The organism is Pseudomonas sp. Leaf58, assembly GCF_003627215.1.
In the GTDB taxonomy this organism is placed as follows: Bacteria; Pseudomonadota; Gammaproteobacteria; order Pseudomonadales; family Pseudomonadaceae; genus Aquipseudomonas.
Genome location: NZ_CP032677.1, coordinates 1480907 through 1496703, shown reverse-complemented (window position 1 = coordinate 1496703; position 15797 = coordinate 1480907). Strand labels below are relative to the sequence as shown.

The 15797-nt window shown below is 63.6% G+C and carries 16 protein-coding genes and 1 pseudogene; 10 read left to right on the top strand and 7 right to left on the bottom strand.

Going from position 1 to position 15797, the window contains the following annotated elements; genetic code table 11:
- Positions 1-31: 31 nt before the first annotated feature.
- The 3 genes from DV532_RS06925 to aroC form a co-directional block, all read right to left on the bottom strand.
- Positions 32-568: an oxidase gene (locus DV532_RS06925; RefSeq protein WP_056797476.1), complete on the bottom strand. Its 537-nt coding sequence runs from the start codon at positions 566-568 to the stop codon at positions 32-34.
- Positions 568-1722 carry an MFS transporter gene (locus DV532_RS06920; protein WP_056797479.1) on the bottom strand — a complete coding sequence of 385 codons (1155 nt, stop codon included), beginning with the start codon at positions 1720-1722 and terminating at the stop codon, positions 568-570. The genes DV532_RS06925 and DV532_RS06920 overlap by 1 nt, the downstream gene beginning before the upstream one ends.
- Before the next feature lie 132 nt (positions 1723-1854).
- On the bottom strand, positions 1855-2946 hold the full coding sequence (aroC, locus tag DV532_RS06915; protein ID WP_056797481.1) for a chorismate synthase: 1092 nt from the start codon (positions 2944-2946) through the stop codon (positions 1855-1857).
- A gap of 163 nt (positions 2947-3109) precedes the next feature.
- Between aroC and DV532_RS06910 the strand changes: the two genes are divergently transcribed.
- Together DV532_RS06910 and DV532_RS06905 are read left to right on the top strand one after the other, a co-directional pair.
- On the top strand, positions 3110-4069 hold the full coding sequence (locus DV532_RS06910) for an alpha/beta hydrolase (protein WP_056797484.1): 960 nt from the start codon (positions 3110-3112) through the stop codon (positions 4067-4069).
- A gap of 65 nt (positions 4070-4134) precedes the next feature.
- Positions 4135-4917: a hypothetical protein gene (locus DV532_RS06905; RefSeq protein ID WP_056797488.1), complete on the top strand. Its 783-nt coding sequence runs from the start codon at positions 4135-4137 to the stop codon at positions 4915-4917.
- 121 nt (positions 4918-5038) lie between these two features.
- On the opposite strand, the gene prmB is transcribed toward DV532_RS06905, so the two are convergent.
- On the bottom strand, positions 5039-5947 hold the full coding sequence (gene prmB / locus DV532_RS06900; RefSeq protein WP_056797491.1) for a 50S ribosomal protein L3 N(5)-glutamine methyltransferase: 909 nt from the start codon (positions 5945-5947) through the stop codon (positions 5039-5041).
- Between the two features lie 180 nt (positions 5948-6127).
- Here prmB and DV532_RS06895 point away from each other — a divergent pair, with 180 nt between their 5' ends.
- The 5 genes from DV532_RS06895 (at position 6128) to DV532_RS06875 (ending at position 8856) form a co-directional block, all read left to right on the top strand.
- Positions 6128-6718, top strand: coding sequence for a cysteine hydrolase family protein (locus DV532_RS06895; protein ID WP_012271080.1), 591 nt, complete (start codon positions 6128-6130; stop codon positions 6716-6718).
- Between the two features lie 84 nt (positions 6719-6802).
- Complete coding sequence (locus tag DV532_RS06890; protein ID WP_056797494.1) at positions 6803-7123, top strand: hypothetical protein; 321 nt, start codon at positions 6803-6805, stop codon at positions 7121-7123.
- Positions 7124-7248: 125 nt separating this feature from the next.
- Entirely contained in the window at positions 7249-7809 is a 561-nt protein-coding gene (locus DV532_RS06885) for a Smr/MutS family protein (RefSeq protein ID WP_056797497.1), read from the top strand.
- Positions 7810-7879: 70 nt separating this feature from the next.
- The gene (gene folE / locus DV532_RS06880; RefSeq protein WP_013971502.1) at positions 7880-8425 is read left to right on the top strand and encodes a GTP cyclohydrolase I FolE; all 546 of its coding nucleotides are present in this window, start codon (positions 7880-7882) and stop codon (positions 8423-8425) included.
- A 59-nt stretch (positions 8426-8484) separates the two neighbouring features.
- On the top strand, positions 8485-8856 hold the full coding sequence (locus DV532_RS06875; RefSeq protein ID WP_056797500.1) for a glutaredoxin: 372 nt from the start codon (positions 8485-8487) through the stop codon (positions 8854-8856).
- A 76-nt stretch (positions 8857-8932) separates the two neighbouring features.
- On the opposite strand, the gene DV532_RS06870 is transcribed toward DV532_RS06875, so the two are convergent.
- Positions 8933-9535 (bottom strand): glutathione S-transferase family protein, encoded by a 603-nt coding sequence (locus tag DV532_RS06870; RefSeq protein WP_056797503.1) that lies wholly within the window; start codon positions 9533-9535, stop codon positions 8933-8935.
- Positions 9536-9680: 145 nt separating this feature from the next.
- On the opposite strand from DV532_RS06870, the gene DV532_RS06865 reads away from it, so the two are divergent.
- Positions 9681-10871 (top strand): benzoate/H(+) symporter BenE family transporter, encoded by a 1191-nt coding sequence (locus DV532_RS06865; protein ID WP_056797506.1) that lies wholly within the window; start codon positions 9681-9683, stop codon positions 10869-10871.
- A gap of 126 nt (positions 10872-10997) precedes the next feature.
- Here DV532_RS06865 and DV532_RS31155 read toward each other — a convergent pair whose 3' ends face one another.
- A complete protein-coding gene (locus DV532_RS31155) occupies positions 10998-11861 on the bottom strand; it encodes a methyl-accepting chemotaxis protein (RefSeq protein WP_372339993.1) in 864 nt (287 codons plus the stop codon).
- Positions 11859-12386: pseudogene (locus tag DV532_RS31150) on the bottom strand (HAMP domain-containing protein); the annotation flags it as partial. The pseudogene DV532_RS31150 and the gene DV532_RS31155, both read right to left, overlap by 3 nt.
- A gap of 958 nt (positions 12387-13344) precedes the next feature.
- Here DV532_RS31150 and DV532_RS06855 point away from each other — a divergent pair.
- Positions 13345-14088, top strand: a complete 744-nt coding sequence (locus DV532_RS06855) for an outer membrane beta-barrel protein (protein ID WP_056797512.1) — start codon at positions 13345-13347, stop codon at positions 14086-14088.
- Between the two features lie 485 nt (positions 14089-14573).
- The gene (locus DV532_RS06850) at positions 14574-15575 is read left to right on the top strand and encodes an NADP-dependent oxidoreductase (RefSeq protein ID WP_056797514.1); all 1002 of its coding nucleotides are present in this window, start codon (positions 14574-14576) and stop codon (positions 15573-15575) included.
- Positions 15576-15797 lie beyond the last annotated feature (222 nt).

Sequence of the window (15797 nt, the reverse complement as noted above, 5' to 3'; positions counted from 1 at the left end):
GGGTGACCCCGCGAAGAGGCCGGCAACACCATTACAACTCGTCAATTCCCAAAAACGCCCGCGCCGTCACATCCCCGGTAAACCGCGCCTGCACACCCTGCTCGCTGGCATACAGCCGCAACGCCAGGCAAAACGGTGCCTCGCCCAGTTCCACCCAGCGCCGCGCGCCAGCCGGGATAACCAGCTGGTCGCCCTTCTCGCACAACACCGAATACACCCAGCCCCCCAAACGCAAGCCAACCTGAGCCCGCCCGCTAACCACGGCAAACACCTCTTCGGCGGCATGCTCATGCTCATCGCGCACATCCACCTGTGCCGGGGCCTCACCGTGACGGTTAAGCATCACGAAGGCCTTGCTGCCATGCGCCGTCATCAACTGGTCCAAGTACCCGCGGCAAGCGCCCAGCACCTCGTCCTCGGGCGTGCCCGGGCGCACGTGCAGGCCATGCTCGGCATGGGCAAAGCGCACCCCCTGCGCGGCCAGGGTGGCGGCGATGTCGTCAGGGTGGGTCAACACCTTGTTCGGCAGGTCCGGGCTGGAGGGGTGGAAAACGCTGAGAATGCTCATCAGGGGCGGGTCCTGGTTGGTGGCGAACAAAGGGCAATGATAACGGCTGCCGCCAAGGCTGCGGCACTGGCCATACCAAAGGTGAAGGTGGGCCCCAGCAATTTCCAGCTGTAGCCCGAATACAGCGCCCCCAAGGCACCACCGGTGCCCGACAGCGCCGCATACAGCGCCTGGCCCTGGCCCTGCTGGCGGGCGCCGAAGCTGCGCTGGACAAAGGCGATGCAGGCAGCGTGGAAGCAACCGAAGGTGGCCGCGTGCAGCAGCTGGGCGAAGACCAGCACAACCGGCTGCTGGGCCAGGTTGCCCAACAGCAGCCAGCGCAACGCCGCCAACAGGAAGCTGACCAGCAACACGCGCTGCACACTGAAGCGGGCGAACAGCCGGCTCATGCCCATGAACATCAGCACCTCGGCCACCACCCCCAGCGCCCACAGCAGGCCGATGGCACCGCGGGTGTAGCCAAGGTGTTCCAGGTGCAAGGTAAGGAAGGTGTAGTAAGGCCCGTGGCTGAGCTGCATCAGCGCCACGCAGGCATAGAACGCGACCACCCCGGGCGCCCGCAACTGCTGCAGAAAACCGCCCGCGCCGCTGCGCTCGCCCTGCTCCACCGGCTGGGCATTGGGCACCCACAGGCTGGCGGCGACGATGCCGGCCATGATCGTGACCAGCGCCACCGGGTAGATATCCAGGCTTAGCCACTCGAACAGCCGCCCCAAGCCAACCACGGTCAAGATGAAACCGATCGAGCCCCACAGGCGCACCTGACTGTAGCGCGCGGTTTGCCCGTGCAGGTGGGCCAGGGTAATCACTTCGAACTGCGGCAGCACTGCATGCCAGAAGAACGCGTGCAGGGCCATGACCAGCGCCAGCCAGGCGTAGCTTTTGCCAAAGAAGATCAGGGCGAAGGTGGCCAGGGTACACAGCGCACCCAGGCGCACGATCAGCAGGCGCTGGCCGGTGCGGTCGCCCAGCCAGCCCCACAGGTTGGGGGCCACGCAACGCATGAGCATGGGGATGGCCACCAGCTCGCCGATGCGCGCCGGGGAGAAGCCCAGGTGGTCGAAGTACAGCGCCAGGAAGGGGGCGGTGGAACCGAGCAGGGCGAAGTAGAACAGGTAGAAGCTGGACAGGCGCCAGTAAGGGATGGGCTGCATGGAGTGGCCTTGTGGGGACCTGGGCCGGCCTCTTCGCAGGTGAACCCGCTCCCACAGGGATCGCGCAAAGCTTGAGGGCAGCGCTGTACCTGTGGGAGCGGGTTCACCCGCGAAAGGGCCGGTGCAGGCGGATCAGCGCTGGCCCAGCACCGGGGTGTTCACCTTCACATCGGCATTCTGCGCACGGTGGCGCAACAGGTGATCCATCAGCGCAATGGCCATCATCGCCTCAGCGATCGGCGTGGCGCGGATGCCCACGCACGGGTCGTGGCGGCCTTTGGTGATGACGTCCACCGGGTTGCCATCAACGTCGATCGAGCGGCCCGGGGTGGTGATGCTGGAGGTTGGCTTGAGAGCCAGGTGAGCAACGATCGGCTGGCCCGAAGAGATACCGCCAAGAATGCCGCCTGCGTTGTTACTGAGGAAACCTTCCGGGGTCAGCTCGTCACGGTGCTCGGTGCCGCGCTGGGCCACGCTGGCGAAACCGGCGCCAATTTCCACACCCTTGACCGCGTTGATGCTCATCAGCGCGTGGGCCAGTTCTGCGTCCAGGCGGTCGAAGATCGGCTCGCCCAAGCCCGGCATCACGCCTTCGGCGACCACGGTGATCTTGGCACCGACCGAGTCCTGGTCACGGCGCAGCTGGTCCATGTAGGCCTCCAGCTCTGGCACCTTGCTTGGGTCGGGGCTGAAGAAGGCGTTGTGCTCCACCGACTCCCAAGTCTTGAACGGGATTTCGATCGGGCCCAGCTGGCTCATGTAGCCGCGCACGGTGATGCCCTGGGTGGCCAGGTACTTTTTGGCGATGGCACCGGCGGCCACGCGCATGGCGGTTTCGCGGGCCGAGCTGCGGCCACCGCCGCGGTAGTCGCGGGTGCCGTATTTGTGGTGGTAGGTGTAGTCAGCGTGGGCCGGGCGGAACAGGTCCTTGATCGCCGAGTAGTCCTTGGACTTCTGGTCGGTGTTGCGGATTAGCAGGCCAATCGAGCAGCCGGTGGTACGGCCCTCGAACACGCCGGAGAGGATTTCTACCTCGTCGGCTTCCTGGCGCTGGGTGGTGTGCCGGCTGGTGCCGGGCTTGCGCCGGTCGAGGTCGTGCTGCAGGTCGGCGAGGGAAATTTCCAGGCCCGGTGGGCATCCATCGACAATGGCGACCAACGCCGGGCCATGGCTTTCGCCAGCGGTGGTGACAGTGAACAGCTTGCCGTAGGTATTGCCGGACATGGACGCTCCGCGAGTTCTGCCTGAGGTGGACGAAAGCGGCAGTATACAGATGGATCGGTTGCCTGTGCTGCCTCTTCGCGGGCAAGCCCGCTGCTACATCGAGCCGCCCACGAACCTTCCCGCAAACATTGGGTCAAACCGTCATCTCCCCAGGTAGTACCGCATGATGTCGCGCATCGTCGCCCTCTTCCTCCTGCTGTGCAGCGGCCTGGCCCAGGCCGCCCCCACCGTGCTGCAACGCCCCATCGACCTGGACACGGGCCAGGGCGTGCTGCACGGCAGCCTGCTGTTGCCGCAACAGGCCAGCCCGCCGCCGGTGGTGTTGATCATCGCGGGCTCCGGCCCCACCGACCGCGACGGCAACAACCCGTCCGCAGGCCGGGTCGACAACCTCAAGCGCCTGGCCCTGCTGCTGGCCAACCAGCACATTGCCAGCGTGCGCTACGACAAGCGCGGGGTGGCGGCCAGCCAGCCGGCCACGCCCGACGAACGCAACCTCAGCGTGGAGCGCTACGTGGCCGACGTGGTCGCCTGGAGCCAGAAGCTCAAGGCCGACCCGCGCTTTGGCCCGCTGATTCTGATCGGCCACAGCGAAGGCGCACTGATCGCCAGCCTGGCCGCCGAACAGGCTGGCGCAAGCGCCGTGATCACCCTGGCCGGCAGTGGCCGGCCGCTGGCCGAGGTGCTGCGCGAGCAACTGGCCCAGCGCCTGCCCCCCGCGCAACTGGCCAGCGGCAGTGCCCTGCTCGACCGCCTGCAAGCCGGGCAAACCAGCCTGGAGGTGCCGGCACCGCTGCGCCAGGTGTTCCGCCCCAGCGTGCAGCCGTACCTGATTTCGCTGTTCCAGCAAAACCCGGCGGCGGCCTTCGCCCGCCTGCCCATGCCCGCGCTGATCGTGCAGGGGCGCAACGACGTGCAGGTGGCGGTGGTCGACGCCGAGCGGCTGAAGGCGGCCAAGCCGGACGCACAGCTGGTGCTAATCGATGGCATGAACCACATGCTGCGCATTAGCCCCAAGGCCATGAGCCAGCAACGCGACAGCTACCTCAACCCCGAGTTGCCACTGGCGCGGGAGCTGGGCGAGCGGATTGTGACGTTTATTCAACATTTGCCTTCGGCGTGAGGGAAATCGGCTCAGGTCCTTGAACAGCCTGCCGATACAGCAGGCATAGCTGAGGACAAGCCCCGATGACAACCGCCCCCGCCGCCGCAGAGCCGGCTGAAGCCCCCCAGGAAAGCACCGCCCTGCCGTGGGCCGAGCTGGCCGTCGAACATTTCCAGTTGTTGCGCCTGGCCGCCCTGCCCACCGACCGCAACAGCGGCGCGCGGCCGCTGCGCTTCGTGCAGTTCGGCTATGCCGAACGCCACGACAAGGCCCACAGCCTGCTGCGCATGGAAATCCAGCTGCCCGGGCAGAAGGTGCACAAAGAGCAAAACCGCCTGGACATTCGCGTCGACCACACCGAGCGCCTGGTGCGCATTGGCAATGAACATGGCCTGCAACTGGAGCCGCTGAACCGTGGCATCGGCCGCTTCCTGCTGGCCCAGGCCGCGCAATGGCTGCAGCGCAAGTGGTCGCATTACCGGGTCGAGGGCATGCCCTTGCCAAGCAAGGATGCGCTGAACGAGGACTCACGCCTGCGCCGCGACCACTGCCTGCGCGGGGCGGGTATCGAGGTGGAGTACGAAGACAGCCAGCACCTGAAGGGCCGTACCGTGGAAATGGCGGTGGGCCAGCTCAAGGGGGCCTGGAACAGCGAGCGCTTGCAGCGGGTAGAGATTCTCGACGCTGCCGACCTGCTGCAGCAGGCTGACCAGCAGTTACAGGAGAAAGAAGGGCAACTGCGCGAGCGCGACGAGCGCGTGGCCAAGTACCGGCGGGAAGACAGCGGTTTGCGCTTTACCATTACCTGCCTGGTGGCGTTTGCGGTGTTTCAGGCTGGGTTGTTGATCTGGATCGCTACCCGCTAGACCGCGTCGCCTGCTTCGCGGGCTAGCCCGCGTCTACGGGAACACCACAGGGCTGAGCATTGTGGGGTACCTGTAGGAGCGGGCTTGCCCGCGAAGGGCTGCAAAGCAGCCCCCATCAAGGTCAGACCCGGGCTTTGAACAGCTCCTGATGCTGGCGGCACTGCTCGGCGGTGAGCATGAACACCCCATGCCCGCCGCGCTCGAATTCCAGCCAGGTAAAGTCCACCTCGGGGTACAGCGCCTCGACATGCACCTGGCTGTTGCCCACTTCGACTATCAGCAAGCCCTTGTCGGTCAGGTGGTCCGCCGCCTCGGCCAACATGCGCCGCACCAGGTCCAGGCCATCGTTGCCACAGGCCAGGCCCAGCTCGGGCTCGTGGTGGTACTCGGCCGGCATGTCGTCGAAATCTTCGGCATCGACATACGGCGGGTTGGACAGGATCAGGTCAAAACGCTGCCCCGGCAAACCGGCAAAACCATCGCCCTGCACGGTATACACGCGGGTATCCAGGCCGTGGCGCTCGATGTTCTGGTTGGCCACCTCAAGCGCCTCGAACGACAGGTCGGCCAGCACCACTTCGGCCTGCGGGAACACGTCGGCAGCAACGATACCGATGCAGCCCGAGCCGGTGCACAGGTCGAGGATGCGCGCCGGCTCGCTCGCCAGCCACGGTTCGAAGCGCTTTTCGATCAGCTCGCCAATGGGCGAGCGCGGTACCAGCACGCGCGGGTCGACGATGAACGACATGCCGCAGAACCAAGCCTCACCCAGCAAGTAGGCGGCCGGCACGCGCTCTTCGATACGGCGCTTGAGCAAGTGCTGCAAACGTACCCGCTCGTCGTCCTCGAGCATGCAGTCCAGGTAGCTGTCGGCCACCTCCCACGGCAGGTGCACCGCGCCCAGCACCAACAACCGGGCCTCGTCCCAGGCGTTGTCGGCACCGTGGCCGAAGAACAGGTCATGCTCGTGGAAGCGGCTGACCGCCCAGCGGATGTAGTCGCGCAGCGTGCGCAGACGGGATGTGATCACGGGGTACTCCTAATTCAGACCGGACAAAAGTCTAACAGCCCCACCCGCACATTTGTTCCTTTGCCTTACCCAACGGCTAGCCACAGGCCAGTAACCATGCCGCTTGCGATGTCAACCATTCCCATTGGCGTCAAGGCAGGGGAGAATAGGTATACAAAAGCCCTATCCAAGGAGCCCTTGATGTCCGTTCCAACCACGATGTTCCGCCTCACTGGCCGCGACTACCCGCCGGCCAAGCTGAGCCACGCCAGCCTGATCATCATCGATGCGCAAAAGGAGTACCTCAGTGGGCCCCTGCAGCTGTCGGGCATGGACGAGGCCGTGGCCAACATCGCCAGGTTGCTCGACGCCGCGCGCAAGAGCGGCCGTCCGATCATCCATGTTCGCCACCTGGGCACTGTCGGTGGCCGCTTCGACCCACAAGGGCCGGCCGGCCAGTTCATTCCGGGGCTGGAGCCACTGGAAGGCGAAATCGTCATCGAAAAACGCATGCCCAACGCCTTCAAGAACACCCAGCTGCATGAGACGCTGCAGGCGCTGGGCCACCTCGACCTGATCGTCTGCGGTTTCATGAGCCACTCCAGCGTCAGCACTACCGTACGCCGCGCCAAGGACTATGGTTATCGCTGTACCCTGGTGGAAGACGCGTCGGCCACCCGCGACCTGGCATTCAAGGATGGGGTGATCCCGGCCGCGCAGATTCACCAGTGTGAAATGGCCGTGATGGCTGACAACTTCGCTTGCGTGGCCCCCACCGCCAGCCTGATTTAAGCAGCTAGGTGACCGCCCGGCAGCCGGGCGGAACCCGAAAGGTGGCAGCAGGTCGAATTCCGGATATCCACAGAGGAGAGCGGAATGAAGCTCAAAGGCAGTTTCGACGCCAAGCGCTTGCGCCCGCGCCAACCGCGTAACTGGGGCGCCCGCCTGGCGGCCGGCCTGTCGGCCCTGCTGGCAACCCTCGGCGTACTGCTGGCGATGGCTGGCGTCGCGGGCCTGCTGGGCAACTACCCTGCCCTGCAGGAGCTCAATGCCAACAAACCGCTTTCCAGCGTTTTGACCGTGGCGGGCTTGCTGCTGCTGTGGTTGGGCGTGCGCTTCTGGCGGCGTAGCCGCATTCGCCTGCGCCGGGGGCGCGAGCTGAACCTGGCACCGCACCTGATGAAAAAGCATGATTGATCGTGTGTGTCGCCTGTGCGGGCCCCTTCGCGGGTAAACCCGCCCCTGCCGGGGAATCCCTGTACTGGCACAGGCTGCACAAGGCCCCACAGTCGCGTAAACTACGCCGCCCACGTGGAGGCATCATGCAAGACGACGATTTTTCCCTGTTCAAGGCCGAAGTGCGCGGTGTCAAACCGATCAAGCACGACCGCGCCGAAGTCGGCAAACCCAAGGCCGACCGCCAGCAACTGGCCGGTTTGCGCCAATCGGCGACCGTGCGCAGTGACAAGGCCCTGGTGATCGACGGCATGTCCGACCAGTTCGTTATCGACGTAGGTGCCGAAGACGAACTGATGTGGCGCCGCGATGGCGTGCAGGAAGGCCAACTGCGCAAGCTGAAGCTGGGGCAAATCCCGTTCGAGGGCAGCCTCGACCTGCATGGCATGACCGTGGAAAAGGCCCGCGAAACCCTGTGGGACTTCATTGCCGAAGCCACCAAGCTGGAAGTACGCTGCGTGCGGGTTACCCACGGCAAGGCGGCACGCCTGGACGGCAAGCGCCCGATGATCAAGAGCCACGTCAACACTTGGCTGCGCCAGCACCCGCAAGTGCTTGGTTTTGCCTCGTGCAGCGCCCGCCACGGCGGCACTGGCGCAGTGTATGTGATGCTCAAGCGAACCATGCTCGAAGGCCGCGACGAGTAACGCCGCGCTTGCAGCGCCGCCCTCACCGCCGTAACCTTCGTTTTTGCGATTTTTTCCCACAGGTAGATCCATGTCCCTGGAACAGAACTACACCGAGATCCTCAGCCAAATTGGCGAGGACGTCTCCCGTGAGGGCCTGCTCGACACGCCCAAGCGGGCTGCAAAGGCCATGAAGTACCTTTGCCGCGGTTATGAGCAAACCCTGGAAGAAGTCACCAACAACGCGTTGTTCAGCTCTGACAACAGCGAAATGGTGCTGGTCCGGGACATCGAGCTGTATTCGATGTGCGAACACCACATGCTGCCGTTCATCGGCAAGGCGCACGTTGCCTACCTGCCCAAGGGCAAGGTACTGGGCCTGTCGAAGGTGGCGCGCATCGTCGACATGTACGCCCGCCGCCTGCAAATCCAGGAAAACCTCAGCCGCCAGGTTGCCGAGGCCGTGCAGCAGGTAACCGGCGCCGCCGGTGTGGCCGTGGTGATCGAAGCCAAGCACATGTGCATGATGATGCGCGGTGTCGAGAAGCAGAACTCGACCATGATCACCTCGGTGATGCTGGGTGAGTTCCGCGAAAACGCCGCCACCCGCAGCGAGTTCCTCAGCCTGATCAAGTGATTGGCTGCAGCCCCCAAGCCGACCCTGCCGGGTCGGCTTTTTCATTTCAGGAGTTGCCCATGTTCGTCAAAGCCCTGCGGGTTGGCCTCGGCCAGCTCATCGTGTTCGGCGATTGGATCAGCCGCCCGGCCAAGCGCAAGCGCGACGCCGCAGCCCAGGCCCGCGTCGAGCAAGCGGCCAAGGGCCTGGCGCTGTACCAGTTCCATGCCTGCCCGTTTTGTGTAAAAACCCGCCGCACCCTGCACCGCCTGAACGTGCCGGTGGCACTGCGCGATGCCAAGAACGACCCGCAGCACCGCCAGGCCCTGCAGGACGGTGGCGGCCGGGTGAAAGTGCCGTGCCTGCGCATTGAAGAGGCGGGCAAGGTGACCTGGATGTATGAGTCCAAGGCCATCATTGCTTACCTGGATGAGCGGTTCGCGTCGGCCTGAGCGCTTTAGGCAGCCGGTACTGGCCCTTTCGCTGTAGGCGCGGGCTTGCCCGCGAAAGGGCCGGTACCGGTAACGATCAACCCACCATCGGCACATGCCGCGGGTGGCTGCTGACCCGCTCCAGCCAGGCCCTTACCGCCGGGTACTCGGCCAGGTCGAAGCCGCCCTGCTGCGCCACATGGGTGTAGGCATACAACGCCACATCGGCAATCGAATACTGGTCACCGACCAGGTACGGCGTCATCTGCAACTGCCGCTCCATCACCCGCAGCGCCTTGTAGCCGCCCTTGTGCAGCTTGCGGTACTCCTCCAGGCGGTCCTCCGGCAGCCCCAGGTAAAACTGGATGAAGCGCGCCACGGCAATGTACGGCTCATGGCTGTACTGCTCGAAGAACTGCCACTGCAACACCTGGGTGCGCAGGCGCGGTTCGCTGGGCAGAAACTCGCTGCCCTCGGCCAGGAAGTTGAGAATGGCGTTGGACTCCCACAAGTAGCTGCCGTCTTCCAGCTCCAGCACTGGCACCTTGCCGTTGGGGTTCATCGCCAGGAACTCGGGCGTTTCAGTCTCGCCCTTGAGGATGTCCACCGGGTGCCATTCATACGGCCGGCCCAGCAGGCTCAACATCAGCTTGACCTTGTAGCAGTTGCCCGACTGGTAGTCGCCATAAACCTTGTACATCGCCCCTTCACTCCCGTGCAGTTCTGCGTTTACGCCCAATAGTTGGCGACTGTACGGCTAAAAGCAATGGCCGCTGTATGGCAAGGATCAACCTTGCTCACGTTAGTCTGAAAAAACTGCTTACACCTTTACAAGGATTTTGTTCATGACCGACGCCACATCCGCACGCCTGCGGCCCCTGGCAGATACCTCCCCGTCAGCGGTCGTCGCCGGCTTCATTGCCATGCTTACCGGCTACACCAGTTCGCTGGTGCTGATGTTTCAGGCAGGCCAGGCGGCCGGGCTAACCACCGCGCAAATTTCTTCGTGGATCTGGGCGCTGTCGATTGGCATGGCGGTGTGCAGCATCGGCCTGTCGTTGCGCTACCGCACCCCGATCACCGTGGCCTGGTCCACCCCCGGCGCCGCCTTGTTGATCACCAGCCTGGGCGGGGTGAGCTATGGCGAGGCGATTGGTGCCTACATCACCTGCGCCGTGCTGGTGCTAATTTGTGGCCTTACCGGCAGCTTCGAGCGCCTGGTCAAACGCATCCCGGGTTCGCTGGCCTCGGCGCTGCTGGCGGGCATCCTGTTCAAAATCGGCAGCGAAATTTTTGTCGCGGCCCAGCACCGCACCTTGTTGGTACTGGGCATGTTCTTCAGCTACCTGCTGGTCAAGCGCCTGTCGCCGCGGTACTGCGTGCTGGCCGCGCTGCTGGTGGGCACGGCGTTGTCCGGCGCCCTGGGCCTGCTGGACTTCAGCAGTTTCCGCCTGGAAGTTGCCACGCCGGTGTGGACTACCCCGAGCTTCTCGCTGGCGGCGACCATCAGCATTGGCATTCCGCTGTTTGTGGTGGCCATGACCTCGCAGAACATGCCCGGCGTGGCCGTGCTGCGTGCCGATGGCTACCAGGTGCCGGCCTCACCGCTGATTTCGGCCACCGGCTTTGCCTCGCTGCTGCTGGCGCCGTTCGGCTCGCACGGGGTCAACCTGGCGGCGATCAGCGCAGCGATTTGCACCGGGCCGCATGCCCATGAAGACCCAGCCAAGCGTTATACCGCGGCGGTGTGGTGTGGGGTTTTCTACGGTATAGCCGGGGTGTTCGGCGCCACCTTGGCGGCGCTGTTTGCGGCGTTGCCGAAAGAGCTGGTGTTGTCGATTGCAGCGCTGGCGTTGTTCGGCTCGATCATGAACGGGCTGACGGTGGCCATGAGCGAAGCGCGCGAGCGCGAGGCGGCGTTGATTACCTTCATGGTCACCGCTTCGGGGCTGACCTTGTTCTCGATCGGCTCGGCGTTTTGGGGGATTGTGGCGGGGGTGTTGACCTTGCTGATCCTCAACCCGCGCAAGCTCTGAAGTTTTTCATAGCCTGAACCGGCCTCCTCGCGGGTAAACCCGCCCCTACACAGGTAGCACATCCCTCGTAGGAGCGGGTTTACCCGCGAAGAGGCCCGTACAGGCGACAACACGCGCGGGCCAGGCTCACAACCTGAAATGCCCGACCATCCCCTTCAGGTCGGTACCCAGCTGCGCCAGCTCGACACTCGACCGGGCATTGTCCTGCATCGCCAACGCCGCCTGGTCGGCACTGCCACGAATCTGCGTGACACTGCGGCTAATTTCTTCCGCCACCGAGCTTTGCTGCTCGGCCGCCGCGGCAATTTGCTGGTTCATTTGCTGAATCAATGACACCGCCGCAGCAATGCTGCCCAGCGCGCTTTCAGTTTGCAGCGCATCGGCCACCGCCAGGCGCACCAACTCGGTACTGCCGCGAATCTGCGTCACCGACTGTTGGGCATTGCCGCGCAAGCTGGCAACCAGGGTCTCGATCTGCTCGGTCGACTGCCGGGTACGCCGCGCCAGGGCGCGTACCTCATCGGCCACCACGGCAAAGCCACGCCCCTGCTCGCCAGCCCGGGCCGCTTCGATGGCGGCGTTCAGCGCCAGCAGGTTGGTCTGCTCGGCCACGCTCTTGATCACCTCCAGCACGTCGCCGATGGTGTGGATTTCGGCACTGAGGCTGTCGATACCCGCGCTGGCAGCCTCCGCCGCCACCGCCAGTTGTTCAATGCGCTGCATGCTCTGGCGCACCACCTGCTGCCCAGAGTCAACCTTTTCGTCGGCCACCTGGGCGGCCTGCGCTGCCTCTTCGGCATTGCGCGCCACATCGTGCACGGTGGCGGTCATCTGCTGCATGGCGGTGGCCACCTGTTCGGTCTCTTCCTTCTGGCTGCCCACCTCGCGGTTGGTCTGCTCGGTCACCGCCGACAACGCCTGCGCATTACCGGCCAGTTGCTCGATGCCCTGCTGCAAACCACTGACAATGCCCGACAGGCCCGCCGCCATCTGCTGCATGGCCTGCATCAGTTGCCCAACTTCGTCACGCCGTGGTGCCTGGGCGTCAAAGCCCAGCTCACCGGCAGCAATACGCTGGGCACGGCCAATCACCTGCTTGAGCGGCCCGACCACGGCACGGGTAATCAACCAGGCCGCCAGTACGCCCACCAGCAGCGCCAAGGCCGTGGCCAGGCCAATGGCCACGGCATTGCGTTGCAGGTCGCCCTGCAAGGCTTGCTCCTGCCCCTGGTAAGCCTGCTCGACCCGCCCGGTGACCTGCTCGGCGCTTGCCTGCAGCTGGGCCTTCAGCCCTTGCTCGCGGGCCAGCTGGTCGGTGTATTCGTTGAGCTTTTCCGAAAAGCTGCCAATGTGCGTCGCCACTTCGCCCAGCACGCTCTGGTAGCCGGCATCGCTAACGGCGCCCTGCAACTGGCTGACCAGGCTGGCCGCCTCGACGGTTTGGGCGATGCGCTCCTGGCTTACGCCCTCTTCGCCCTTGCGGCTTTTTTCTAGGCGTACGCGCGCTTCGTCCATGGCTTGCAGCATCAAGCGCGACACCTGCGCCACCTGCGCGGCCTGCTCCAGAAACGCACCGCCCTGCTGGCCCTGGGACTGCTTGAGGGTATACACACCATCGTCGGCCAGGCCGGCCTGCAACACATCGAGGTTGTTGGCCACGCTGGACACCGACCAGCTGGCCATGTCCAGCGCCAGCTCCTTGGCCTGCACCGTCTCGACGAAGGCTTCGAACGCCTGGCCATAAGCCGCCAGGTCGGTTTCGGCCGCCGCTAACGCCGGCAGCCCGCGGGCGCGTTCGGCCAAGCCCTGCAGGCCACTGCGCAAGGCGGCGGCCTGCTGCATGTCGGAGCGCAGGGCAAAGGCCTGCTCGTGCTGGCGCAAGCGCAACAGGTCGGTATTGAACTGCGCCAGCTGGCGCAAGCTGTCGAACCGCTGGCCCACGCTGTGCAGCGCCGCAACGCCGATGGCTGCCACCGCCAGGGTTAGCGCCAGCACCAGGGCAAAGCCCAGGCCGAGTTTGCGAGCCATGCCCAGGTTGGCCAGCACACCATGTTTGCTCGCGACCATTGCCGATCCCCTTTCAGCCTGTGAGGTTACCTCAAGCGCCAAGGGTGGCAACGTTGCCAGCCGCTGAACAAGGGGCTGGCGCCAGAATAGTGTCAAATAGCTATGGGCTGTCGCTTTTGGCTGGATAGAGGTCGGTTTTGATGTTCGCCGCCACTGCCCGTGGCAAGCCATTAATTTTAGTTGAGCAGTAGCGGGCGTATTAGCTAAGGGCTAATCAAATCGAAGCAAGCACAGCCGTAATTTATTCCAATCCTATATTTATAAAGTGACATTGACGCCATTAAATTTGCGCCAATAACGGGGCATTAAAAATTATTAAATAGCCACTATCGAATTTAAAAACACCGCTATCGTGATGCGTAACTGGCCCGCCCTCCGGACCCGTAGTGTGCCCCTGGAGTTCTTTATGAAAAGAGCCGCCCTTACTGCTGCGGTCGCCCCCTTGCTGCTCGTCATTGCCCCCAGTACTGGCCATGCAGCAACTTCCACAGCACCGCTGCTAACCGTTGGTGTGCAAGGCAGTTATACCTTGTTGGAACTTAATGGCCGTGGTGATGACACCGAACATATGCCCGAAGGCGGGTTGTTCATCAATTACGGCAACAAGATGACGGCCAGGGCGGGCCTGGTGTACCACGCGGAAGCCAGCGGTATGTACTCGAAAAAACAGAACCAGCGGCTCAAGGACGGCCAGGCCGAGCTAGACCTGGGCTGGCGGGTAGCACTGAGCGAGCGCCATTCGCTGGATGTACTGCTGGGCGCCGGCTACAAATGGAACCGGCTGCAACCCAATACCAGCCGCTATGACGTCGACCTTACCAACCGCACCCCGTTCGCCAAGATTGCCGCCGGTTACAACTACCGCTTCAATAATGCCACGCTGCGTTTCGAAGCCGGTATACGCCAAGTTATCAATGGCGATTCGCAACTGGAAATACATGGCATCAGCAGTGAAGACATGGATTTGAAAGATACCAGCAACCCCTTTGCCGAACTTAGCGTGCTGTTCAACCAAGACGGCAGCGTGCCTATACTCGCTTCGCTGTATTACAGCCGATACGACTATGAGCTGGACGGGCAGTTTCTGAGGACCGACTCAGACAAACAGACCCGCGATGAGTACGGGGTAAAACTGGGTGTCAGCTTTTAGCGCAACGGCTTCAGGCGTGCCCTGCCCATAAGCGACGGCCGCGGTAGGGCTGGCAGGGGCTCGCCGCAGGGTATTCAGCGCCTGTGAGGTCGAGCGCCGCCCGCGCGGCGCTTCGCGGGGCAAGCCCGCTCCCACATCTGTTTCAGGCGAGTTACTCCTGGGGCAGGTGGGTTGCAGCTTTGGTGCATGGCTGAAAATTGATGAAGAGCAGCGGCGCCCACTCGATATCGAATGGAACAAATAAGGCTGCCACCCACCTGACACAGGAATCATTTGCCCGAAACAAATGTGGGAGCGGGCTTGCCCCGCGAAGCGCCGCGCGGGCGGCGCTCGGTCTTAGAGACACCAAAGCGTGTGGGTTTAAGGTGGTCCGCATCATCACCCCACCGGTTGGGCTACCATGCCTGTCAGTGATGTTAAGGACCTGCCTTCATCAACAGGTTAGATTTACACGCTTAGCCCTCCATTGCCCCCAAGGACCCGCCATGACCCAGACCAACCGCCGTTTCCTGCTTGCCAAGCGCCCGGTCGGCAGCGTGCGCCGTGACGACTTCAGCTTCGAGAGCGTGCCTGCCGAACAACCCGGCGAAGGCCAGGTGCTGGTGCGCAACCTGTACCTGTCGCTAGACCCAGCCATGCGCGGCTGGATGAACGAAGGCAAGTCGTACATCCCGCCCGTGGCCCTTGGCCAAGTGATGCGGGCGTTGGGCGTGGGCGAGGTAATCGCTTCCAACCACCCCGGCTACCAGCCAGGCGACCATGTAAGCGGTGCCCTCGGCGTGCAGGACTACTTCACCGGTGAGCCACAGGGCCTGCACAAGATCGACCCGAGCCTGGCGCCCCTGCCGCGTTACCTGTCGGCGCTGGGCATGACCGGCATGACTGCCTACTTTGCCCTGCTGGACGTGGGCCAGCCCAAGGCTGGCGACACCGTAGTGGTGTCTGGCGCGGCTGGCGCGGTGGGTAGCATTGTGGGGCAAATTGCCAAAATCAAAGGCTGCCGCGTGGTCGGCATTGCCGGCGGCGCCGAGAAGTGCCAGTACCTGAAAGATGAGCTGGGTTTTGACGGGGTAATCGACTACAAAGCCGAAGACCTATTGGCCGGGCTGAAGCGCGAATGCCCCAAAGGCGTGGACGTTTACTTCGACAACGTTGGCGGTGACATTCTGGATGCCGTGCTAACCCGCATCAACTTCAAGGCGCGCATCGTGATTTGCGGTGCGATCAGCCAGTACAACAACAAAGAAGCGGTGAAAGGCCCGGCCAACTACCTGTCGCTGCTGGTGAACCGCGCACGCATGGAAGGCTTTGTGGTGATGGATTACGTCAAGGAGTACGGCAAGGCCGCGCAGGAAATGGCCGGCTGGCTGGCCAGTGGGCAGGTGAAGAGCAAAGAAGATGTGGTGGAGGGGCTGGAAACCTTCCCCGAAACTTTGCTGAAGCTGTTCAGTGGGGAGAACTTTGGCAAGTTGGTGCTGAAGGTTTGATTGGAGAGGGGTGTATTTGGGCTTTTAGGTGCATGCCTTGAGGTTTGGGGTGCATGCCTTGAGGTTTGGGGTGCATGCCTTGAGGTTTGTGGTGCATGCCTTGAGGTTTGTGGTGCATGCCTTGAGTTTGTGGTGCCTGTGAGATCGAGCGCCGCCCGCGCGGCGCTTCGCGGGGCAAGCCCGCTCCCACATCTGTTTCGGGCCAATTATTCCTGTGCCAGG